The sequence below is a fragment of the Calidifontimicrobium sp. SYSU G02091 genome (genome assembly GCF_022631395.1).
Lineage (GTDB): Bacteria > Pseudomonadota > Gammaproteobacteria > Burkholderiales > Burkholderiaceae_C > Calidifontimicrobium > Calidifontimicrobium sediminis.
The window spans coordinates 53,804-74,580 of record NZ_JALBGB010000012.1; the positions used below are offsets into that span (position 1 = coordinate 53,804).

The window sequence follows — 20,777 nt, forward strand, 5'->3', positions numbered from 1 at the left end:
AAGCCGCGGATGATGCCAGCGCGCAGCGCCGGCGCTGCGGCGCTCAGAATCGCTCGGCGTAGCGCGCGAGCTCCCACGGCGTGACCTGCTGCGCATACGCCTGCCACTCGGCGCGCTTCAGGCGTGCGAACTCGCGCGCGAGCGTCTCGCCGAGTGCCGCGCCGACGACGTCGTCGGCCTCGAGCGCGTCGACCGCACGGGCCAGGTCGGTGGGCAGCCGGGGCAGCGCGAGCGCGGCGTGGCCGTCGCCGTCGAGCGCATACAGGTCGTCATGGCACGCCGGGCCGGGGTCGAGCGCGCGGTCGACGCCGTCAAGCCCGGCGGCGATCAGTCCGGCCAGCGCCAGGTACGGGTTCGCGCTCGCGTCGGGCAGCCGCCACTCGAAGCGCCCGCGCAGCGTGCGCACGAGTGCGGTGCGGTTGTTCGGGCCGTGCGCGACCCACACCGGCGCCCACGTCGTGCCGGTGATCGAGTCGTAGACCGCGAGGCGCTTGTAGCTGTTGACGGTCGGCGCGGCGAGCGCACACAGCGCCGGCGCGTGCGCGAGGACGCCGGCGACGAAGTGGCGCCCGAGCGGCGACAGGTCGACGCCGGCGCGGTCGGCGTCAAACAGGCCACGGTCGCCGGCCCACAGCGAGACGTGGAAGTGCATGCCGCTGCCGGGCTGGTCGGCGAACGGCTTGGGCATCAGCGAGAACACGGCACCGTGCTTCTCGGCGGCGGCCTGCGCGGCGAGCTTGAACAGCATCACGCGGTCGGCGCTCGCGAGCGCGTCGGCGTGCGTGAAGTTGACCTCGTACTGCCCGTGCGCATCCTCGTGGTCGACCTGCGTGACGTCGAGCCCGCAGGCCTCGAGCCATGTGCGCAGGTCGTGCAGCAGCGGCTGCGCGCGCGCGAGACTCTTCAGGTCGTACGACGGCTTGTCCAGCCGGTCGTGGTCGTCGAGCGGCGCGTAGCCGCCGCCGGGCAGGCGCCTGAGCAGGAAGAACTCGGGCTCGATGCCGACTTCGAGCCGCCAGCCGCGCTCGGCCAGGCGCGCCAGCGCGCGCCGCAGCACCTGGCGCGGGCAGGCGTCGAACGGCCGGCCGTCGACGACGCCGTCGCCGACGATGCGCGCCACCCCGGGCTGCCACGGCAGCGGCTGCAGCGTCGACGCGTCGCCGCGTGCGATGTATTCGCTGCGCGCGCCGGTGCGTGCGAGCCCGGTGCCCCAGATCGACGGCCCGGCGAAGCCGGCGCCCGCCTCGAGCACGGTGGCGAGGTGCGCCAGCGGCACCAGCTTGCCCTTGGCCGTGCCGTGCACGTCGGCGAACTGCACGAGCAGCGTGTGGACGCCGGCGGCGTGCAGCCGCTGGCGCAGCGCGTCGGCGTCGCTCACGGGCGCATCAAGCCGCGCGCAGCGCGTCTCTCAGCATGCCGAGCGCCTCGTCGAACACGGGCTCGGGAATCGTCAGCGGGAACAGGAAGCGCACGACGTTGGCATTGACGCCGCAGGTCAGCAGGATCAGCCCGCGCTTCAGGGCTTCGGCCTGCACGCGCTTCGTGAAGTCGGCGTCGGGCTCGCCCGAGTCGGGCCGCGCGAACTCGACGGCCACCATCGCGCCGAGGCCGCGCACGTCGGCGATCTGCGGCACGGCGCTGCGCATCGCGTTCAGCTCGGCCATCAGCCGCTCGCCCAGCCGCGCGCCGCGCTCGGGCAGTTTCTCTTCGGCCATCACGTCGATGACGGCGTGCGCGGCGGCGATCGCGAGCGGGTTGCCGGCGTAGGTGCCGCCCAGCCCCCCGGGCGCCGGGGCGTCCATGATCTCGGCCTTGCCGGTGACGGCCGACAGCGGCGTGCCGGCGGCGAGCGACTTGGCGATCGTCATCAGGTCCGGGACGACGCCGAAGTGCTCCATCGCGAACATCTTGCCGGTGCGCCCGAACCCGGTCTGCACCTCGTCGGCGATCAGCACGATGCCGTGCTCGTCGCACAGGTCGCGCAGCCAGCTCACGGCCTCGGGCTGGATCACGTTGAAGCCGCCTTCGCCCTGCACCGGCTCGAACACGATCGCCGCGACGCGGCTCGGCTCGATGTCGGCCTTGAACAGGTGCTGCACCGCCTTCTTCGTCTCTGCCAGGCTCGCGCAGTGGCACGGGAACGGCGCGTGGTAGATCTCGGGCGGAAAGGGGCCGAAGCCGGCCTTGTACGGCTGCACCTTGCCGGTGAGCGACACCGCGAACAGGCTGCGGCCGTGGAACGCGCCGCCGAACGCGATCACGCCGCTGCGCTTCGTGTAGGCGCGCGCGATCTTGATCGCGTTCTCGACCGCCTCGGCGCCGGTCGAGAAGAACGCCGTCTTCTTCGCGTGCGTGCCAGGCGTGAGCGCGTTGAGCTTCTCGGCCAGCGCGACGTAGCTCTCGTACGGCACGACCTGGTAGCAGGTGTGGCTGAAGCGCTCGAGCTGCGCCTTCACCGCGGCGACGACCTTCGGGTGGCCGTGGCCGACGTTCATCACCGCGATGCCGCCGGCGAAGTCGATGTAGCGCCGGCCCTCGACGTCCCACAGCTCGGCGCCCTGTGCGCGCTCGGCGAAGAAAGTCGCCATCACGCCGACGCCGCGCGGCGTCGCCGCGGCCTTGCGCGCCATCAGCTGTTCGTTGCGCGAGTGGTGCATCGTCGTTTCCTCAGGCGGCGTCGATGCGCAGCCACGTGGTCTTCAATTCAGTGTACTTGTCGAACGCGTGCAGGCTCTTGTCGCGTCCGTTGCCGCTTTGCTTGTATCCGCCGAACGGCACCGTGATGTCGTCCTCGTCGTACTGGTTGACGTGCACGGTGCCGGCGCGCAGCGCGCGCGCGACGCGGTGCGCACGGTTGACGTTGTCGCTCCAGACGCTCGCCTGCAGGCCGTAGGGGCTGTCATTGGCGATCGCGATCGCCTCGGCTTCGGTGCGGAAGCGGATCACGCCCATCACCGGGCCGAAGATCTCCTCGCGCGCGATCTTCATCGAGTTGGCCACGCCGTCGAAGACGGTCGGCTCGACGTAGAAGCCTCCGGTCTCGGCGCGCGCCTGCCGCCCGCCGGTCACGCAGCGCGCGCCTTCGCTCAGGCCCGCGTCGATGTAGCCCATCACGGTGTTCAGTTGCGTCGCGTCGACCAATGCACCCATCACGGTGGTCGCGTCGAGCGGGTCGGCCGGGCGGTACTTCGGCGCCTCGGCGGCGACGATCTCGACGAAACGGTCGGCGATCGCCTCGTGCACGAGCACGCGCGACGGCGCGTTGCAGCTCTCGCCCTGGTTGAAGAACATGCTGCCGGCCACCGTCTTCGCGGCGCGCTCGACGTCGGCGAAGTCGTCGAAGACGACGAACGCGCTCTTGCCGCCGAGCTCGTTGTAGACCCGCTTGAGGTTGCTGCGGCTCGCGTACTCGAGCATGCGCCGACCGGTGCGCGTGCTGCCGGTGAAGCCGATCGCATCGACCTCCATGTGCAGCGCGAGCGCCTCGCCGGCCTCGTGGCCGTAGCCGGGCACGACGTTGAAGACGCCGGGCGGCAGCCCCGCCTCGAGCGCGATCTCCGCCAGCCGCAGCGCGGTGTACGGGCTCTTCTCGCTCGGCTTGAGCACGACCGAGTTGCCGGCGGCGAGCGCGGGGCCGAGCTTCCACGCCGCCATGATCATCGGATAGTTCCACGGCACGATCGCGCCGACGACGCCCACCGGCTCGCGCGTGATCAGCGCCAGCGCGTTGCGGCCGGTCGGCGCGACCTCGTCGTAGACCTTGTCGACGGCTTCGGCGTACCACGCGATGCAGCGCGCCGTGGCCGGCACGTCGACCGACAGCGAATACTGGATCGGCTTGCCCATGTCGAGCGTCTCGAGCAGGGCCAGTTCATCCTTCGCGGCGAGGATCTTGTCGGCGAAACGCTGCAACACCTTCTTGCGTGCCGCCGGGGGCCGGCCGGCCCAGCGGCCGTCGTCGAACGCGGCGCGCGCGCTGCGCACCGCGGCGTCGACGTCGGCCGCCTGACCGCGCGCCACCGGCCCAAGCAGGCGGTGGTCGATCGGCGAGTGCTTGTCGAAGTTCTGGCCGTCGGCGGCTGCGACGCGCCGGCCGTCGATGACGGCGCGGCCGTCGGGGCGCAGGTCGGCGGCGCGGGCGCGCCAGTCGGTGGCCGCTGTGCTCATGGGGTTCTCCAGGCTGTCGAGGCCGCGGGTGCGCCGCGTGCGGTGCGCCCCCGAGGACGTCAGAACGCGACGACGACCGACGCGCCGAGCAGGTGGTTGAGCTTCTTGTAGCTGTCGCTGCCGACGTCATAGAACACCGGACGGTCGGCGCGGTCGAGGCGGTACTCGGCCTTCAGCGTCGTGTGCTCGTTGAACAGGTACTTCAGTCCGAGCGACAGCGCGTAGCGGTTCGCACCGCGGCTGCAGCCGTCAACCGTCGGATCCGGGTAGCAACCCAGATTCGCGTCGGGGCCAATGCCGTTGCGCCAGTCGCCATAGTCCGTGGTCGATGCCTCCCCGTCGGCAATGGCGGTCCAGTAGCCGTTATAGCCGAACAGCCCGCCGCCGTTCTTCGCGTTGTTCAGGTAATCGACGCGCACCAGGCCCTGCAGCCGCGGCGTGAAGTTCCAGCCCGCCATGCCCGAGACGCCCCACCAGCGCGAGTCGCGGAAGTTGCCGTCGGCGTCGGGAATGATCGCGCCTTTCTTCTGCATGCCGAAGCCGATCTGGCCGCCCAGCGTCAGGTCGCCGCGCGTGTACCAGCCGTCGACTTCGAACAGGTGCGTCATCGTCTTGCTGCACGCCTGATCGACGCAGTTGTAGTTGGCCGTCTTGCCGTGCAGCCCGGCGAAGCCCCAGCCCGAGAACTCGCCGCGCTCGTAGTCGGCGCGGTAGACGAGCACCGGCTCGCGCGACTTGGCCTGGACGATGTTCTCGTTGACGTTGGCCAGCATCGCGCGGATCCACCACTTGCCGCGCGTCAGGTCCAGGCCGACACCGGTGTACGTCGTCGGCAGCGTGAAGTCGAACAGCAGGTTGTGCGTGATGAACGGGTTCAGCGTCGGCGGCATGTACTCGTAGCCCGACCAGTCGGGGATCTGGCCCGCGATCAGGCGCGTCTGCAGGTCGGTCAGCGGCACCGAGACGCTGGCTTCGTCGACGATGCTCTTGGTGTCGACGACGGCGCCGGGGCTGCGGTTGGGCATCAGCGACAGCTTCCAGATCGTGCCGCTGTCGGTCTCCTTGGTCAGCGTCAGGTTCACCGCGCCGATGTACGAGGTGTCGTAGTAGTAGCCGTCTTCCTGCTGGTTCAGGAACTGGAAGCCGGCGCGCTTCTGGTTGCGGTTCCAGATGTACGCTGCCTCGGCCCAGCCGGTGATCTTCAGCCCCTTGTAGCCCTGGTCCTCGAAGTTGTCCTGCAGCGCCTCGGTCTTGACGGCGATGCGGTTGAACTCGGCCGCCTGCTGGGGCGTCATGCCCCACTGGCCGCCCGGCGGCTGCGCCTGCTGCAGCTTCTTCTCGAGCTCGTTGACGCGCTCGCGCAGCGCCTGAAGCTCCTTCAGCAGCTCGGCGTTGGTCTGCGCCCAGGCCGGGAAGGCGGCCGCGAGCGCCAGGGCGAGCAGGGTGGGGCGGATGCGGTTCATCGGGTCTCTCCTCGGGCTACGGGTTCGATTCGGAGTGTCGGGCTCGGCGGGGCGCTCAGGCGCGGTTGGCGGCCTTCATCTCGAGTGCGCGCTGGCGCTCGGCGCGCGCGATCAGGTAGCTGGCGGCCACGACGCCGATCGCGACGATGACGACGATCACGGTGGCCATCGCGTTGACGGTCGGGTTCAGGCCCAGGCGCGCGCGCGAGAAGATCACCAGCGGCATCGTCGTCGAGCCCGGGCCGGACAGGAACGCCGAGATCACGACGTCGTCGAGCGAGATCGTGAACGTCAGCAGCCACGCCGACACCAGCGACTGCGCGATCATCGGCAGCGTGACGAGCCAGAACACCTGGCTGGGCCTGGCGCCGAGGTCCATCGCCGCTTCCTCGAGCTGCGGGTTCAGGTCCTGCAGCCTCGACTGAATGATGACCGCCGCATAGGCCATGCCCAGCAGCAGGTGGCCGAGCCAGATCGTCACCAGACCCCGCTCGGGGAAGCCGATCGCGCGCTGCACCGACACCAGCATCAGCAGCAGCGACAGCCCGACGACGACCTCGGGCATCACGAGCGGTGCATTGACCATGCCCGAGAACAGCGTGCGTCCGGTGAAGCGCTTGTACTTGACGAGCGCGAACGCGGCGAGCGTGCCGAGCACAACGGAGCCGCACGCGGTCAGGAACGCGATCTTCAGGCTCAGCCACAGGCCGGTGAGCATCTCGCTGTCGCGCAGCAGCGCCTCGTACCACTTCAGCGTGAAGCCGCGCCAGACGTTGGGCACCGGCGAGTCGTTGAACGAGTAGACGACGAGCGCGACGATCGGCAGGTACAGGAACAGGAAGCCCAGCGCGAGCCAGCCGCGGCCGAACCAGCGGTTGAAGGCGGGCGAGGTGGCGATCCTCACGTGCGCTTCTCCTGCGCCTCGGCCTGGTACTTGTTGAACAGCGCCAGCGGCACGATCACGAGCAGGATGATCACGACAGCGACGCTGGAGGCCATCGGCCAGTCGTTGTTGCTGAAGAACTCGTCCCACAGCACGCGGCCGATCATCAGCGTCTCGGGGCCACCGAGCAGTTCGGGGATCACGAACTCGCCGACGCAGGGGATGAACACCAGCATCGAGCCGGCGATGATGCCGGCCTTCGACAGCGGCACCGTGATCTTCCAGAACGCCGTCCACGGCGTCGCGCCGAGGTCGGCCGCGGCCTCGAGCAGCCGCAGGTCCATCTTGGCCAGGTTGCCGTACAGCGGCAGGATCATGAACGGCAGGTACGTGTACGTCATGCCGAGCACGAGCGAGAACGGCGTGTGCATCAGCCGCCCGGGCGACGTGATCAGCCCGAGCTGGTACAGCAGCTGGTCCAGACCGAGGCCGATCAGCCAGTCGGCGACCAGCCCGCCCTCGCTGAGCAGTCCCTTCCAGGCGTAGACGCGCAGCAGGAACGAGGTCCAGAACGGCAGCATCACCAGCATCACGAGTGCAGGCTGCAGCGTCGGCTTCGCGCGTGCCATGAAGTACGCGAACGGGTAGCCGATCAGCAGGCACAGCACGGTCGTCGCGAGCGCGTACTCGATGCTCGCGATGTAGGTGCGCAGGTACAGCGCATCCTGCGTCAGGAACGCATAGTTCGAGAAGTCGAGCACCAGCTGCAGCACGCCGTCGTGGAACGTCACGAGGTCGCCGAAGGCCACGCCTTCCATCTGCGACACGCTGATGCGCGCAACGATGACGAACGGCAGCATGAAGAACAGCAGCAGCCACAAGTAGGGCGTGCCGATCACGAGGGCGCGCCCGCGCAGCGCCTGAGGCAGCCGCTCCCGCAGCGGCTTCGTGCCGGCGGCCGGGGCCGCTGCAGGGTCGTCGATGACGGCGCTCATCGGAGTCTCACTGCGTCAGCACGACGGGCGCCGTGCGTGACCAATGTGCCCACACCATATCGCCCCATGTGAACTCGTCGTCGCGGTGGCGCTGGATGTTGGCCAGGCTGACCTTGAGCATCGCGCCGCTGGCGAGCTGCACGTGGTAGACGGTGAAGCTGCCGAAGTACGACAGCTCCTTGATCGTGCCTGCCACCGAGTTGAACTCGTCGGCCGGCTTGCGCCGCGACAGGTGGATCTTCTCGGGCCGCAGTGCGACCGAGACGGCCATGCCCTTGGTGCCGGTGATCCCGTGGCCGACGTAGTGCTTGCAGTCGGCGCAGTCGATCACGACGTGGTCTGGCTCGTCGACGATCACCGAGCCGTCCATCAGGTTGACGTTGCCGATGAAATCGGCGACGAAGCGGCTCGTCGGTGTCTCGTAGATCTCGCTCGGTGCACCGACCTGCAGGAAGCGCCCCTCGCTCATGATCGCGATGCGCGAGGCCATCGTCATCGCCTCTTCCTGGTCGTGCGTGACCATCACGCAGGTCACGCCGACCGATTCGATGATGTTGACCAGCTCGATCTGCGTCTGCTCGCGCAGCTTCTTGTCGAGTGCGCCCAGCGGCTCGTCGAGCAGCAGCAGCTGCGGCTGCTTGGCCAGGCTGCGCGCCAGCGCGACGCGCTGCTGCTGCCCGCCCGAGAGCTGGTGCGGCTTGCGCTGTGCGAAGCGCTCGAGCTGCACCAGCTTGAGCATCGCCTCGACGCGCTCGGCGATGCGGGCCTTGGGCATGCCCTCGCGCCGCAGGCCGAACGCGATGTTGTCCCATACCGTCAGGTGCGGGAACAGCGCGTAGCTCTGGAACATCATGTTCATCGGGCGCTCGTACGGCGGCAGCGTCGCGAGGTCGCGACCGGCCAGCACGATGCGCCCCGACGTGGGTTTCTCGAAGCCGGCGAGCATGCGCAGCAGCGTGCTCTTGCCGCAGCCCGACGAACCGAGCAGCGCGAAGATCTCGCCCTTGGCGACGTCGAGGCTGACGTGATTGACGGCCTTGAAGCCGTCGAAGTCCTTGACCACGTCCTGGATCTGCAGGAACGTGGCGTCCTTGTTCTCTGGACCCATGAAGGGGGCGTCCTCAGCCGCGCGAGTCAGTGTCGTCGACGCCTTGGCGTCACAGTCCGGTCTTGAACGACGTGAACGTGCGCGTCATCAGCCGGCGCAGGTCGTTGTTCAGCGGCTCGGGCGGGATCATCTTGGCCATGTCGGCGGCCGACAGGAACACCGTCGGGTTGTTCGCGACCTCGGGGCGCACGAACTGCTTGGCCGCCGGCACCGGGTTGGCGTAGAAGACCTTGTTGACCAGGCCGGCGTTGACCTCGGGGCGCAGGATGTAGTCGATGAACTTGTGCGCGTTGCCGGGGCGCGGTGCGTCGGCCGGGATCACCATCACGTCGAAGAACAGCAGGCCGCCGGTCTTCGGGATCAGCGCCTCGATGTTCTGCCCGGTCTTGCCGTCGATCGCGCGCTGGCGTGCGATGTTGATGTCACCCGACCAGCCCATCGCGGCGCAGATCGAGCCGTTGGCCATGTCGTTGATGTAGCCCGACGAGCTGAACAGCGTGATGTGCGGCCGCACGCTCTTGAGCAGCTGCGCGGCGGCGGCGTAGTCCGAGGCGTTCTTGCTGTACGGCGACTTGCCCAGGTAGTGCAGCGCCGCCGGAATCACCTCGGTGGCCGAGTCGAGGAACGACACGCCGCAGCTCCTGAGCTTGCTGACGTACTCGGGCTTGAAGATCAGGTCCCACGCGTTGTCGGGCATCGGCGTGCCGCCCAGCGCGGCCTTGACCTTGTCGACGTTGATGCCCACCGTCGTGAAGCCCCACAGCCAGTTGACCATGTACTCGTTGCCGGGGTCCATCTTGGCCAGCTGGGCCTGCACCGCCGGGTCGAGGTTCTTCAGGTTCGGGATCTTGCTCTTGTCGAGCTTTTGCAGCAGGCCGCCGTCGAGTTGCAGCTTGGCCCAGTTCGACGACGGCACGACGATGTCGTAGCCCGTCTTGCCCGCCACCAGCTTGGCGTGCACGATCTCGTTGTTGTCGAAGTTGTCGTAGCGGACCTTGATGCCGGTTTCCTTCTCGAAGTTGGCGATCGTGTCCGGCGCGATGTAGTCCGACCAGTTGTAGATGTTGAGGACCTTCTCCTCCTGCTGGGACCACGCGACGGTGGACGCCAGCGCCAGGGCGGCGACGGTGAGCAGGCGGGTGCGCACGCCCCGGAACCGGACAGACGACAGCTTCATCGAGGAGCCTCCAGCGAAGGGTTGGGGAAGAACGGATCGGAACCGGTGACCGTTCGGTGACGGCCGCGAAGGCGCAAGTCTAGTCGCGCCCGCCGCGCCGCCGGCTGAGGGTCGGCACCGAATCCGGGGAACGTCACAGCCAGCCGCGGCCGCGCACGTCGGCCAGCGTGAGGTCGAGGCAGCGGCGGATCAGCGCCGCCATCTCGTCGATCTGCGCGCGCGTGATGACCAGCGGCGGCGCGATGATCATGCGGTCGCCGACGGCGCGCATGATCAGGCCGTTGGCAAAGCAGTGGCCGCGGCACACCATCCCAACCTCCAGCTCGGCCGGGAACGGGGTGCCGCTCGCCTTGTCCTTGACCAGTTGCAGTGCGCCCATCAGTCCGCAGGTCTGCGCTTCGCCGACCAGCGGGTGCTCGGCCAGCGCCTCGAACACGCCTGCAAGATACGGGCCCACGTCGTCGTGCACATGCTCGACGAGCTTCAGCTCGCGGATCAGGCGGATGTTGGCGACCGCCACCGCACACGCCACCGGGTGGCCCGAGTAGGTGTAGCCGTGCGTGAACTCGCCGCCCTGGCGGATCAGCACGTCGGCGACGCGGTCGCCGACCATCACGCCGCCGAGCGGGATGTAGCCGCTGGTCACCCCCTTCGCGAAGGTCATCAGGTCGGGGCGGGTGCCGAAGCGTTCGCAGCCGAACCAGTGGCCGGTGCGCCCGAAGCCGCAGATCACCTCGTCGGACACGAGCAGGATGCCGTACCGGTCGCAGATGCGCTGGATCTCGGGCCAGTACGTCTCGGGCGGCACGATGACGCCGCCGGCGCCCTGCACCGGCTCGCCGATGAAGGCGGCGACCTTCTCGGGGCCGACCTCGAGGATCTTCTGCTCGAGCCAGCCGGCGGCGACGCGCCCGAACTCGTCGCGCGACAGGCCCTGCGGGCGGCCGAGCTCGAACCAGTGCGGCTGCTCGATGTGCACGATGCCGGGGATCGGCAGCCCGCCCTGCGCGTGCATCGCGCTCATGCCGCCGAGCGACGCACCGGCCATCGTCGAGCCGTGGTACGCGTTTCTGCGGCTGATGATGACCTGGCGCTCGGGCCGCCCGAGCAGGTCCCAGTAGCGGCGCACCATGCGCACGACGGTGTCGTTGCCCTCGGAGCCCGAGCCGCTGAAGAAGACGTGGTTGAACTGCGGCGGCGTCACTTCCGACAGCAGCTCGGCGAGCTCGATCGCCGGCGGCGTCGCGGTCTGGAAGAACGCGTTGTAGAACGGCAGTTCCTTGAGCTGGCGCGTCGCCGCGTCGACGAGCGCGGGCTGGCCGTAGCCGACGTTGACGCACCACAGGCCAGACATCGCGTCGAGGATCTTGTGGCCGTCGCTGTCCCAGAGGTAGATGTTGTCGGCGCGCGTGATGATGCGCGCACCCTTTTGGGCCAGCGACTGGAAGTCGGTGAACGGGTGCAGGAAGTGGGCGGCGTCGGCGGCCTGCCACTCGGCGGTGGTGCGCTCGCGGCGCGGAGCGAGGACGGCATTCATCGCGGTCTCCCGGGTCAGACGTGAAGGAGGAGGTGCTCGCGCTCCCACGGCGAGATCACCTTCATGAATTCGGCGTACTCGATCTCCTTGACCTCGGTGTAGATCGTGATGAACGCTTCGCCGAGGACCTCGGCCAGATCCTGTTCGCGGCGCAGCTTCTCGAGCGCCTCGCTCAGGCTGCGCGGCAGCTGGTAGTCGCCGAGGTAGGCGTCGCCCTTGCACTCGGGGGTGGGCTCGATGCGCTTCTGGATGCCGAGCCAGCCGCAGGCCAGCGTCGCGGCGAGCGCGACGTAGGGGTTGGCGTCGGCGCCGATCACGCGGTTCTCGACGCGCCGGTTCTCGGGCGGAGCGACCGGGCTGCGGATGCCCACCGTGCGGTTGTCGGTGCCCCACTGGATGTTGATCGGCGCGGCGGTGTAGCGCGTCAGGCGCCGGTAGCTGTTGACGTAGGGCGCGAACAGCGCCATGCACGCCGGGATGTAGCGCTGCAGGCCGCCGATGTACCAGCGGAAGAAGTCGCTCGCGTGGCCGTCGCGGTCGCTGAACAGGTTGCGCCCGGTGGCCAGGTCGGTGATGCTCTGGTGCACGTGCATCGCGCTGCCCGGCTCGCCGGCGATCGGCTTGGCCATGAACGTGGCGTACATGTCGTGGCGCAGCGCCGTCTCGCGCAGCAGCCGCTTGAAGAAGAACACCTCGTCGGCGAGCTGCAGCGGATGGTCGTGGAAGAAGTTGATCTCCATCTGCCCGGCGCCGATCTCGTGGATCAGCGTGTCGACGCCGAGGTCCATCTTGTTGCAGTAGTCGTAGACGTCCTCGAACAGCGGGTCGAACTCGTTGACGGCGTCGATCGAGTACATCTGGCGCGACGTCTCGGCGCGGCCGCTGCGTCCGATCGGCGGCTTCAGCGGCACGTCGGGGTCGGTGTTGCGCGCCACCAGGTAGAACTCGAGCTCCGGGGCGACGACGGGCTTCCAGCCCGCCGACGCGTAGAGGTCGCACACGCGCTTGAGCACCGAGCGCGGCGCGAACGGGATCAGGCGCCCGTCGCGGTCGTAGCAGTCGTGGATGACCTGCGCGGTCGGGTCGGTGGCCCACGGCACGATGCGCACCGTGCCGGGGTCGGGGCGCAGGTGCATGTCGTGGTCGGTCGGGCTGATGATGTCGAAGAACGGGCCCTCGGTCGGCGCGACGCCGGTCACCGTGGTGGCGACGACGACCTCGGGCAGGCGCATGCCGCGGTCCTCGTTGAACTTCTCGCGCGGCAGGATCTTGCCGCGCGCCACACCGGTGAGGTCGGGCACGAGGCACTCGATCTCGGTGACGCGGTTCTGGTTGAGCCAGTGCTCGAGGTCGGCGAACGTGAAGTCTTTGCGGTTGGCCATGGGAACACCTGTGTCGGTTTCGGGCCGCCGGCGGCGGCCGCTGCGGGGCGTGGCGGTGGCCGTCGCTACGACCCCGGCCCGCTGCGCCGGTCGCGGTAGGCGCGGCACGCGTCGCCGAACGCGCGCAGCAGCGCCATCGACACCGGGTTGCTCGCCGCCTGCCACTCGGGATGCCACTGCACCGCGATCGCGAACCCGGGGGTGTCGGTCGTCGAGAACGCCTCGACGACGCCGTCGGGCGAGCGCGCCTCGACGCGCAGACCGGCTGCGAGCCGGTTCACGCCCTGGCCGTGCAGCGAGTTGACGGCGAAGCGCCGCAGCGGCAGCAGCGCTTCGAGACGCCCGCCGGGTTCGACGACGACCTCGTGCGCCGGACCGTACTGCACGTCGACCGGTGCGTCGTCGTCGGCGCGGTGGTCGGCGAAGCCGGGCACCCGGTGGATCGCCTGGTGCAGCGTGCCGCCGAGCGCGACGTTGGTCTCCTGCAGTCCGCGGCAGATCGCCAGCAGCGGGATGCCGCGCGCGAGCACCTGCGGGATGAACGGCAGCGTCCACGCGTCGCGCGCGGTGTCCAGCGGCAGCGACGGGTCGTGCACGCCTTCGTCGAAGTGCTGCGGATGCACGTTCGACGGCGAGCCGGTCAGCAGCACGCCGTCGGCCAGCGCGAGCAGCGTGGCCAGCTCGGCGTCGCGGGCGTTGGGCACCACCAGCGGCAGGCACCCGGCCAGGCGCACCGCGTCGACGTACTTCTGGCCCGCGATGTGGAACGGGTGGTGGCCGAGCACGCGGTTGCACGCGGGCACCAGCACGACGGGGAGGCGGTCGGCATTCATGTCGGTCGGGATGGCAGCGTGCGTGACAGGCCGGCTCAGAACAGGTCGCGCAGCCGGTACCACGCCATGCCGGCCACCAGCGCCGGCATGCGCAGCAGCCGCCCGCCCGGAAACGGGCGGTGCTTCAGGCGCGCGAAGGTGTCGAAGCGCGACGCGTCGCCGGCGATCGCCTCGGCGACGAGCTTGCCGGCGAGCCCCGTCAGCGCCAGGCCATGGCCCGAGAAGCCCTGCAGGTAGTAGACGTTGGCGCCGACGCGGCCGAAGTCGGGCGCGCGGTTCATCGAGATGTCGACGAAGCCGCCCCACGCGTGCTCGACCTCGACGCCGTCGAGCTGCGGGAAGGTGCGCAGCATGCGCCGGCGCATGCTCGCGGCGAGGTTCATCGGCGTGGCGGTGCTGTAGCTGACGCGCCCGCCGTACAGCAGACGGTGGTCGGCGCTCGTGCGGAAGTAATCGAGCACGAAGTTGGTGTCGCACACCGCCGCACCGCACGGGATCAGCGCGCGCGCGCGTTCGGCGCCCAGCGGCCGGGTCGCGACGATGTAGGTGCCGACGGGCATGATGCGCGCGGCCAGCTGCGGCGCCACCGCTGGCGCGAACTGCTGCAGGTAGACGTTGCCCGCGAGCAGCACGCTGCGCGCGCTGACGTGGCCGTGCGCGGTGCGCAGCCGCACCGTGTCGCCCGTCTCGAGCGCAGTGACCGCGCTGCGCTCGTAGATGCGCACGCCCAGCCGCGCCGCGGCGCTGGCCAGCCCGAGGCTGTACTTCAGCGGGTGCAGGTGGCCCGAGCGCGGGTCGTACGCGCCGGCGGCATAGCGCGGGCTCGCGATCCAGTTCGGCAGGTCGGCGCGCTCGATCCAGGTCTGCGCATAGCCGTACACCGACGCGATGCGGTCGACCCAGGCGCGCAGCTCGCGCGCCTTGCGCTCGTTCGTCGCGACGCCGAGGTAGCCGTCGCGCCAGTCGCAGTCGATCGCGAAGCGCGCGATGCGCTGGCGGATCAGGTCCAGCGCCTCGATCGACATCGCCCACACGCGCTTGGCCTCTTCGAGACCGAGCTGCTGCTCGATGACCTCCTGGTCACACGCCAGCCCGTGGATCGCCTGCCCGCCGTTGCGCCCGCTCGCGCCCCAGCCGACGTCCTGCGCCTCGAGCAGCACGACGTCGAAGCCGCGGTCGTGCAGCTCGATCGCCGCGCTCAGCCCCGCGAGCCCGCCGCCGACGACGGCGACGTCGGCGCGGACGTCGCCCTGCAGCGTGGGAAAGGGTGCTTCGCGCGACGCCGTGGCGGCGTAGTACGAGTGGCGGGTCAGTTCGCGGTCGGCGTCGAGCAGCGGCATACGGTACGCGCTAGGCAGGCCCTCGGGGTCGGGTCGGTGATGGCGGTCGGGGGTCAGGCGGCGCGCTGGAGCGCGCCGGCGATCGTGTCCACCAGCCGGTCGATGTGCGACTTCTCGATGATCAGTGGCGGGCTCAGCGCGATCGTGTCGCCGGTGGTGCGGATCAGGACGCCGCGTTCCCAGCAGTCGAGGAAGACGCCGAATGCGCGCTTGCTCGGCTCGCCCGGGATCGGCTCGAGCTCGATGCCGCCGACGAGCCCGATGTTGCGGATGTCGATCACGTGCGGCAGGCCCTTGAGCGAGTGCAGCGCGTCGGCGAAGTAGCCCTGCAGCTGTGACGCGCGCGTCAGCAGCCCTTCGTCGGCGTAGGTTTCGAGCGTGGCCAGCCCGGCCGCGCAGGCCAGCGGGTGCGCCGAGTAGGTGTAGCCGTGGAAGAACTCGATCAGGTGCTCGGGGCCCTGCATGAAGGCGTCGTGGATCGCCTGCTGCACGAACACGGCGCCCATCGGCACCGCGCCGTTCGTGATGCCCTTGGCCACCGTCATGATGTCGGGCGTGACGCCGAAGGTCTGCGCGCCGAACGGCTGGCCGGTGCGGCCGAACCCGGTGATGACCTCGTCGAAGATCAGCAGGATGCCGTGGCGGTCGCAGATCTCGCGCAGCCGCTGCAGATAGCCCACCGGCGGGATCAGCACGCCGGTCGAGCCCGCCACCGGCTCGACGATCACGGCGGCGATCGTGCTCGCGTCGTGCAGCGCGACGAGGCGCTCGAGGTCGTCGGCGAACTCGGCGCCGTGCGCCGGCTGGCCGATGCTGAACGCGTTGCGCGCCGGGTCGTGCGTGTGGCGGATGTGGTCGACGCCGGCCAGCAGCGTGCCGAACATCTTGCGGTTGGCGACCATGCCGCCGACCGAGATGCCGCCGAAGTTGACGCCGTGGTAGCCGCGCTCGCGCCCGATCAGCCGCGTGCGCTGGCCCTCGCCGCGCACGCGGTGGTAGGCGATGGCCATCTTCAGTGCCGTCTCGACCGCCTCGGAGCCCGAGTTGGTGAAGAAGACCTTGTTGAGCCCCGGCGGCGTCAGCTCGACGAGCCGCTCGGCGAGCGCGAACGCCTTCGGATGGCCCATCTGGAACGGCGGCGCGTAGTCCATCTCGGCCGCCTGCTCGGCAATGGCCTGCACGATCTTGGGCCGCCCGTGGCCGGCGTTGACGCACCACAGCCCGGCCACGCCGTCGAGGATCTCGCGCCCCTCGGGCGTCCAGAAGTGCATGCCGGCGGCCTTGGCCAGCATGCGCGGCGCCTTCTTGAACTGCCGGTTGGCGGTGAACGGCATCCAGTAGGCGTCCATGTCCTGCTTCATGGGGGGTGCTCCTCGTGCAACGCAGCCTCGGGGTGTCCCGCGTCGGCCCGAAGCAAGTGCCAGTCTAGACAGCCGAAGGCGCAATGTGCTTGCGCAAGAGGCCCGTGCGGACCCCGAGCCTTCGCATAAGATGCGAACCAAACCTTCACGTGGGACAAAAAATGCGAAGCCCTGCCTTCCCGGCGCAACTCGATGCGATCGACCGCGCGATCCTGCGCGAGCTGCAGGACGACGGGCGGCTCACCAACGTCGAGCTCGCTCAGCGCGTGCACCTGTCGCCGTCGGCGTGCCTGCGGCGCGTCAAGCAGCTCGAGGACGCCGGCGTCATCGCGCGCTACGTCGCGCTGCTGAACCCGAAGGCGGTCGGCCAGCACGGCACCAGCTTCACGATCATCAACCTCGAGAGCATGAACACGCCGCTGCTCGAAGCCTTCGAGCAGGCGGTGCGCGACGAGCCGCAGGTGCTCGACTGCTACTACGTCGCCGGCTCGAACGACTACCTGATCCGCTTCGCGTACCGCGACGCCGAGGACCTCGAGCGCTTCCACACGCAGGTGCTGATGCGGCTGCCGGGCGTGGCGCGCTCGAACTCGATGCTCGTGCTGCGCACCGTCAAGCGCACGACGGCGCTGCCGGTCTAGGCCGGCGATGTGCCGGTCGGCAGCGTCTCGCCGCGGCGCTGTCGCGCAGCGGCCTGCTCGGCAGCGAGGCGGCGCTTGGCCTCGGGGTAGATCAGCGACTCCTCGAGCGCGATGTGCTCGCGGTACAGCTCGGTGAAGACCGGCAGCGCGTGCTGCAGCAGCGCGAGGTCGTACCCGTTGTAGCCGTTGGCCACCGCGTCGAGCTGCGGCGCGAGTTCGAGCCAGTCCTCCTCGAGCCAGCCGTGGTCCTGCTGCAGCCGGCGCACGTGCTGCACGAGTTCCTCCGAGCCGTCGGCCAGCAGGCCCGGGAACACGCGGCGCTCCTCCTCGGCGTGGTGGTCGCGCGCGTGGCCGTTGAAGAAGGCGGCGATGTCGTGTGCCAGCTCACTGGCGCGGTCGTCGACGCCGTGGCGGTCGAGGCGCTCGATCAGCTCGGCGAGCAGGCCGAGGTGCGCCATCACGGCGCGATGCGCCTCGTCGAGCACCTCGAAGCCGTCGGCAGGCACCACGCTGGGGCGTGATGGACGGGCGGATGGGGTCGCGCGGGCAGGGGTCGGGGTCATGGCGCCACTCGTTGCGGGTTGGCCCCCATTCTTGTGGCGCGAGCAGGGTCGGACTTGCGCGAGGTCAAACCGAACGACGGTTCAGCGCGCGATCCGGCCGGCGATCTGGCCGCACAGGTAGGTCCAGACGAAGTTCGCTGCCGCGTAGCTCGTCAGTTCGGCGTGGTCGTACGGCGGCGCGACTTCGACGCAGTCCATGCCGACGCAGTGGTGCGCGGCCAGTCCTTCGAGCAGCGACAGCACCTGGTTCGTGCTCAGCCCGCCGGGTTCCGGGGTGCCGGTGCCGGGGGCGAACGCCGGGTCGAGGCAGTCGATGTCGAGGCTGACGTACAGCGGTGGCTGCCCGTGCGCGGCCAGCCGTGCGCCGATCGCGTCGAGCACCGGCGCGAGCTGCGCCGGGCTCTCGAGGCCGCGCAGGTCGCGTGCGGTGTAGATCAGCCCGCCCTGGTCGCGCACGTACTCGCGCGCCTCGCGCTCGCCGGCCGAGCGGATGCCCAGCTGCGTGAAGCACTCGCGCACGACGAGGCCCTCGGCGATCACCTCGTAGACCCAGGTGCCGTGCCCGCTCGGCTCGCCGAAGTGGTCGCGCCAGGTGTCGCAGTGTGCGTCGAAGTGCACCACCGCCAGCGGCCGCCCGAGCCAGCGCCGGTAGGCGCGCAGCAGCGGCAGCGTGATGCTGTGGTCGCCGCCGAGCCACACCATGTGGTGGCGGCGGATCAGCGCGTCGGCCAGCGGCGCGAGCACCTCGCGCATCGCCGCCAGCGACGTGTTGGGCAGCGGCAGGTCGCCGGCGTCGCCGACGCGGCCGAGCGGCGTGACGTCGAACCACGGGTGCGTCGCGTCGCACAGCATGTGGCTCGCCTCGCGGATCGCGCGCGGGCCGAAGCGCGCGCCGGGGCGGTTCGTCGTCGAGCCGTCCCACGCGATGCCGGCCACGGCATACGGCTGGTCGGTCGCGGGGGCGGCCTTCAGGAAGCCGCTGTCGGACAGGAACGCGAAACTCGTCATGGCAGGGGCGCGAAGCGCGCTCGGACACAATCGGCGGCCGATGATAAGCACGCCCCCCGTCCCCGACCCGCAGCGCCTGCGCGCGCTGCACGAGCGCGAACGCCGCCGCTACGTCGACACGCACCCGCGCAGCGCCGCACTGGCCGCGGCGAGCGCGCCGCACTTCCTGTGGGGCGTGCCGCTGCACTGGATGCGCGACTGGGCGCTGCCGCACCCGCTGTTCGTCGAGCGTGCGCAGGGCCATCGCGTGCACTGCGTCGACGGCCACGCCTACGTCGACTTCTGCCTCGGCGACACCGGGGCGATGTTCGGCCACTCGCCGCCGCCGGTGGCGCAGGCCGTCGCGGCGCAGGCCGCGCGCGGGCTGACCGCGATGCTGCCCGGCGCGATGCTCGCCGCCGTCGGCGAAGCGCTGCAGCGCGTGTTCGGACTGCCGCGCTGGCAGGTCACGCTCAGCGCGAGCGACGCCAACCGCTTCGTGCTGCGCTGGGCGCGCGCCGTCACCGGCCGGCCCAAGGTGCTGGTGTTCGACGGCTGCTACCACGGCACCGTCGACGACACGCTGGTCGACATGGCCGGCGACGGGCGCACGCTCACGCGCGCGAGCCTGCTCGGGCAGGTGCACGACCTCGCGCTGGGCACCGTCGTCGTGCCGTTCAACGACGCGGCGGCCGTCGACGCGGCGCTCGCGCGCGGCGACGTCGCGTGCGTGCTGACCGAGCCGGCGCTGACCAACTGCGGCCTCGTGCCGCCGGCGCCCGGATTCCTCGACGCGGTGCAGGCCAGCTGCCGGCGGCACGGCGCGCTGTTCGTGCTCGACGAGACGCACACCGTCAGCAGCGGCCTGGGTGGCTACGCGCGCGTGCACGGGCTCGCGCCCGATGCCGTCGTCGTCGGCAAGGCGGTGGCCGGTGGTGTGCCGTGCGCGGTCTACGGCGTCACCGACGACCTCGCGCGGCGCATGATGGCGGCCAAGGATGCCGCGCCCGAGGGCCACTCGGGCATCGGCACGACGCTGTCGGCGAGCCTGCTCGCGCTCGCCGCATTGCAGGCCAGCCTCGCGCACGTGATGACGGCCGACGCCTACGCGCGCATGGAGGCCACCGCCGCGGCGCTGCAGGCGGCGCTGGAAGGCGTCGTGCAGAGGCGGGGGCTGCCTTGGAGCGTGACGCGCCTCGGCGCTCGCATGGAGCTGCAGTTCTGCCCGCAGCCACCCAACGACGCCGCGGCCGCGCGCGCGGCGATGGACGAGGCGCTCGAGCGCGCGCTGCACCTGTTCCTGCTCAACCGTGGCTTGCTCGTGACGCCGTTCCACAACATGCTGCTCGTGCCGCCGATGGCCGGTGCCGGCGACGTCGCCGCCGTCGCGCAGGCGCTCGACGACTTCCTCGCCGAGATCGCTGCATGAAGCCGGTGCTGGTGCTGCAGCACGAACACCAGGACGGCCCGGCGTACCTGCTGCAGTGGCTGCGCGAGCGCGGGATCGCGGCCGACGTGCGCAACACGCAGGCCGGCGACGCGTACCCCGCGTCGGTCGACGACCACGCGGCGCTGGCGATCCTCGGCGGCTCGATGAGCGCCAACGACCCACTGCCCAGCCTGCGCGACGCCGAGCGGCTGATCCTCGACGCGATGGCCCGGCAGCGGCCGGTGATCGGCCACTGCCTGGGCGGCCAGCTGATGGCGCGTGCCTTGGGGGCCCGCGTGGCGGCGTCGCCAGCGCCCGAGATCGGCTGGTCCACGATCGACGTGCACGCGCATGACGCCGCTGTCGACTGGTTCGGCGCCGCGGGCCCGGTCACGGTGTTCCAGTGGCACTTCGAGGCTTTCGATCTGCCGGCAGGTGCGGTGCCGCTGGCCGGCAGCGCGGCGTGCCGCCATCAGGCGTTTGCGATCGGGCCGCACCTGGCGATGCAGTTCCACGTCGAGCTCGACGCCGAGAAGCTGCAGCGCTGGGCCGACGAGGTGGACCCAGCGCTCGCAGCTCGCCACGCGACGGTGCAGGCGCGCGAGGCGATGCGCGCCGGCGCCGAAGGCTTGCTGCGCGCGCAGCAGGCGCTGGCCGACCGGCTCTACGCGCGGTGGTGGGCCGCGGCACTGCCGCCGCGCTGACGATTTGCCGCATCGCGGCATCGGTGTTTCGCAATACGAAAGGACGTGATGCGGCGCTGCAGCATCGCGTTTCACTTTCCGAAATTGCCGTTTCGCTACATGCAATGAAATGCGCAAGCCATTGATGTTCAAGAATTTATTTTTTTGTCTTCTATAAGACATAAGTCTTCGCGCCGAGGCCGGTCGCGGCTACGCTTGTGCCACCGA

General features: G+C 70.2%; 18 protein-coding genes. 3 read left to right on the forward strand and 15 right to left on the reverse strand.

Going from position 1 to position 20,777, the window contains the following annotated elements; genetic code table 11:
• Positions 1-43: 43 nt before the first annotated feature.
• The 13 genes from glnT to MOJ79_RS09455 form a co-directional block, all read right to left on the reverse strand.
• A complete protein-coding gene (glnT, locus tag MOJ79_RS09395; RefSeq protein ID WP_241923918.1) occupies positions 44-1,378 on the reverse strand; it encodes a type III glutamate--ammonia ligase in 1,335 nt (444 codons plus the stop codon).
• 7 nt (positions 1,379-1,385) lie between these two features.
• Positions 1,386-2,657, reverse strand: coding sequence for a 4-aminobutyrate--2-oxoglutarate transaminase (gabT, locus tag MOJ79_RS09400; protein WP_241923919.1), 1,272 nt, complete (start codon positions 2,655-2,657; stop codon positions 1,386-1,388).
• Between the two features lie 10 nt (positions 2,658-2,667).
• Positions 2,668-4,167 (reverse strand): aldehyde dehydrogenase, encoded by a 1,500-nt coding sequence (locus MOJ79_RS09405; protein WP_241923920.1) that lies wholly within the window; start codon positions 4,165-4,167, stop codon positions 2,668-2,670.
• A gap of 59 nt (positions 4,168-4,226) precedes the next feature.
• Complete coding sequence (locus tag MOJ79_RS09410; protein WP_241923921.1) at positions 4,227-5,630, reverse strand: DUF3138 family protein; 1,404 nt, start codon at positions 5,628-5,630, stop codon at positions 4,227-4,229.
• 55 nt (positions 5,631-5,685) lie between these two features.
• Positions 5,686-6,528, reverse strand: a complete 843-nt coding sequence (locus tag MOJ79_RS09415) for an ABC transporter permease (protein ID WP_119287477.1) — start codon at positions 6,526-6,528, stop codon at positions 5,686-5,688.
• Positions 6,529-6,530: 2 nt separating this feature from the next.
• A complete protein-coding gene (locus MOJ79_RS09420; protein WP_241923922.1) occupies positions 6,531-7,508 on the reverse strand; it encodes an ABC transporter permease subunit in 978 nt (325 codons plus the stop codon).
• Positions 7,509-7,515: 7 nt separating this feature from the next.
• Positions 7,516-8,616: an ABC transporter ATP-binding protein gene (locus MOJ79_RS09425; protein WP_241923923.1), complete on the reverse strand. Its 1,101-nt coding sequence runs from the start codon at positions 8,614-8,616 to the stop codon at positions 7,516-7,518.
• 49 nt (positions 8,617-8,665) lie between these two features.
• The gene (locus tag MOJ79_RS09430; protein ID WP_241923924.1) at positions 8,666-9,793 is read right to left on the reverse strand and encodes a polyamine ABC transporter substrate-binding protein; all 1,128 of its coding nucleotides are present in this window, start codon (positions 9,791-9,793) and stop codon (positions 8,666-8,668) included.
• 133 nt (positions 9,794-9,926) lie between these two features.
• Complete coding sequence (locus tag MOJ79_RS09435; protein WP_241923925.1) at positions 9,927-11,330, reverse strand: aspartate aminotransferase family protein; 1,404 nt, start codon at positions 11,328-11,330, stop codon at positions 9,927-9,929.
• 14 nt (positions 11,331-11,344) lie between these two features.
• Positions 11,345-12,712 carry a glutamine synthetase family protein gene (locus MOJ79_RS09440; RefSeq protein WP_119352566.1) on the reverse strand — a complete coding sequence of 456 codons (1,368 nt, stop codon included), beginning with the start codon at positions 12,710-12,712 and terminating at the stop codon, positions 11,345-11,347.
• A gap of 65 nt (positions 12,713-12,777) precedes the next feature.
• Complete coding sequence (locus MOJ79_RS09445; RefSeq protein ID WP_241923926.1) at positions 12,778-13,545, reverse strand: gamma-glutamyl-gamma-aminobutyrate hydrolase family protein; 768 nt, start codon at positions 13,543-13,545, stop codon at positions 12,778-12,780.
• A 35-nt stretch (positions 13,546-13,580) separates the two neighbouring features.
• Positions 13,581-14,885, reverse strand: coding sequence for an NAD(P)/FAD-dependent oxidoreductase (locus MOJ79_RS09450; protein ID WP_119287308.1), 1,305 nt, complete (start codon positions 14,883-14,885; stop codon positions 13,581-13,583).
• A gap of 53 nt (positions 14,886-14,938) precedes the next feature.
• Positions 14,939-16,246: an aspartate aminotransferase family protein gene (locus tag MOJ79_RS09455; protein ID WP_241923927.1), complete on the reverse strand. Its 1,308-nt coding sequence runs from the start codon at positions 16,244-16,246 to the stop codon at positions 14,939-14,941.
• 161 nt (positions 16,247-16,407) lie between these two features.
• Here MOJ79_RS09455 and MOJ79_RS09460 point away from each other — a divergent pair, with 161 nt between their 5' ends.
• Positions 16,408-16,887: an Lrp/AsnC family transcriptional regulator gene (locus MOJ79_RS09460; RefSeq protein ID WP_241923928.1), complete on the forward strand. Its 480-nt coding sequence runs from the start codon at positions 16,408-16,410 to the stop codon at positions 16,885-16,887.
• On the opposite strand, the gene MOJ79_RS09465 is transcribed toward MOJ79_RS09460, so the two are convergent.
• Both MOJ79_RS09465 and speB read right to left on the reverse strand, forming a co-directional pair.
• Entirely contained in the window at positions 16,884-17,396 is a 513-nt protein-coding gene (locus MOJ79_RS09465) for a hemerythrin domain-containing protein (protein ID WP_241923929.1), read from the reverse strand. The two genes, MOJ79_RS09460 and MOJ79_RS09465, sit on opposite strands and share 4 nt — an antisense overlap.
• Positions 17,397-17,531: 135 nt before the next feature.
• Positions 17,532-18,458, reverse strand: coding sequence for an agmatinase (gene speB / locus MOJ79_RS09470; protein ID WP_241923930.1), 927 nt, complete (start codon positions 18,456-18,458; stop codon positions 17,532-17,534).
• A 40-nt stretch (positions 18,459-18,498) separates the two neighbouring features.
• Here speB and MOJ79_RS09475 point away from each other — a divergent pair, with 40 nt between their 5' ends.
• Together MOJ79_RS09475 and MOJ79_RS09480 are read left to right on the forward strand one after the other, a co-directional pair.
• Complete coding sequence (locus MOJ79_RS09475) at positions 18,499-19,866, forward strand: transaminase (RefSeq protein ID WP_241923931.1); 1,368 nt, start codon at positions 18,499-18,501, stop codon at positions 19,864-19,866.
• Complete coding sequence (locus MOJ79_RS09480) at positions 19,863-20,570, forward strand: type 1 glutamine amidotransferase (protein ID WP_241923932.1); 708 nt, start codon at positions 19,863-19,865, stop codon at positions 20,568-20,570. Before MOJ79_RS09475 ends, MOJ79_RS09480 begins: the two co-directional genes overlap by 4 nt.
• The last annotated feature ends 207 nt before the right edge of the window (positions 20,571-20,777 follow it).

Bases quoted from the DNA above. Each gene is read 5' to 3' on its own strand.
- MOJ79_RS09475 (WP_241923931.1), top strand. From the start codon at position 18,499: ATGATAAGCACGCCCCCCGTCCCCGACCCGCAGCGCCTGCGCGCGCTG.
- MOJ79_RS09435 (WP_241923925.1), bottom strand. From the start codon at position 11,330: ATGAATGCCGTCCTCGCTCCGCGCCGCGAGCGCACCACCGCCGAGTGG.
- speB (WP_241923930.1), bottom strand. From the start codon at position 18,458: ATGACGAGTTTCGCGTTCCTGTCCGACAGCGGCTTCCTGAAGGCCGCC.
- MOJ79_RS09420 (WP_241923922.1), bottom strand. From the start codon at position 7,508: ATGAGCGCCGTCATCGACGACCCTGCAGCGGCCCCGGCCGCCGGCACG.
- MOJ79_RS09460 (WP_241923928.1), top strand. From the start codon at position 16,408: ATGCGAAGCCCTGCCTTCCCGGCGCAACTCGATGCGATCGACCGCGCG.
- MOJ79_RS09405 (WP_241923920.1), bottom strand. From the start codon at position 4,167: ATGAGCACAGCGGCCACCGACTGGCGCGCCCGCGCCGCCGACCTGCGC.
- MOJ79_RS09425 (WP_241923923.1), bottom strand. From the start codon at position 8,616: ATGGGTCCAGAGAACAAGGACGCCACGTTCCTGCAGATCCAGGACGTG.
- MOJ79_RS09410 (WP_241923921.1), bottom strand. From the start codon at position 5,630: ATGAACCGCATCCGCCCCACCCTGCTCGCCCTGGCGCTCGCGGCCGCC.
- gabT (WP_241923919.1), bottom strand. From the start codon at position 2,657: ATGCACCACTCGCGCAACGAACAGCTGATGGCGCGCAAGGCCGCGGCG.
- MOJ79_RS09455 (WP_241923927.1), bottom strand. From the start codon at position 16,246: ATGAAGCAGGACATGGACGCCTACTGGATGCCGTTCACCGCCAACCGG.
- MOJ79_RS09430 (WP_241923924.1), bottom strand. From the start codon at position 9,793: ATGAAGCTGTCGTCTGTCCGGTTCCGGGGCGTGCGCACCCGCCTGCTC.
- MOJ79_RS09450 (WP_119287308.1), bottom strand. From the start codon at position 14,885: ATGCCGCTGCTCGACGCCGACCGCGAACTGACCCGCCACTCGTACTAC.
- MOJ79_RS09480 (WP_241923932.1), top strand. From the start codon at position 19,863: ATGAAGCCGGTGCTGGTGCTGCAGCACGAACACCAGGACGGCCCGGCG.
- MOJ79_RS09445 (WP_241923926.1), bottom strand. From the start codon at position 13,545: ATGAATGCCGACCGCCTCCCCGTCGTGCTGGTGCCCGCGTGCAACCGC.
- MOJ79_RS09440 (WP_119352566.1), bottom strand. From the start codon at position 12,712: ATGGCCAACCGCAAAGACTTCACGTTCGCCGACCTCGAGCACTGGCTC.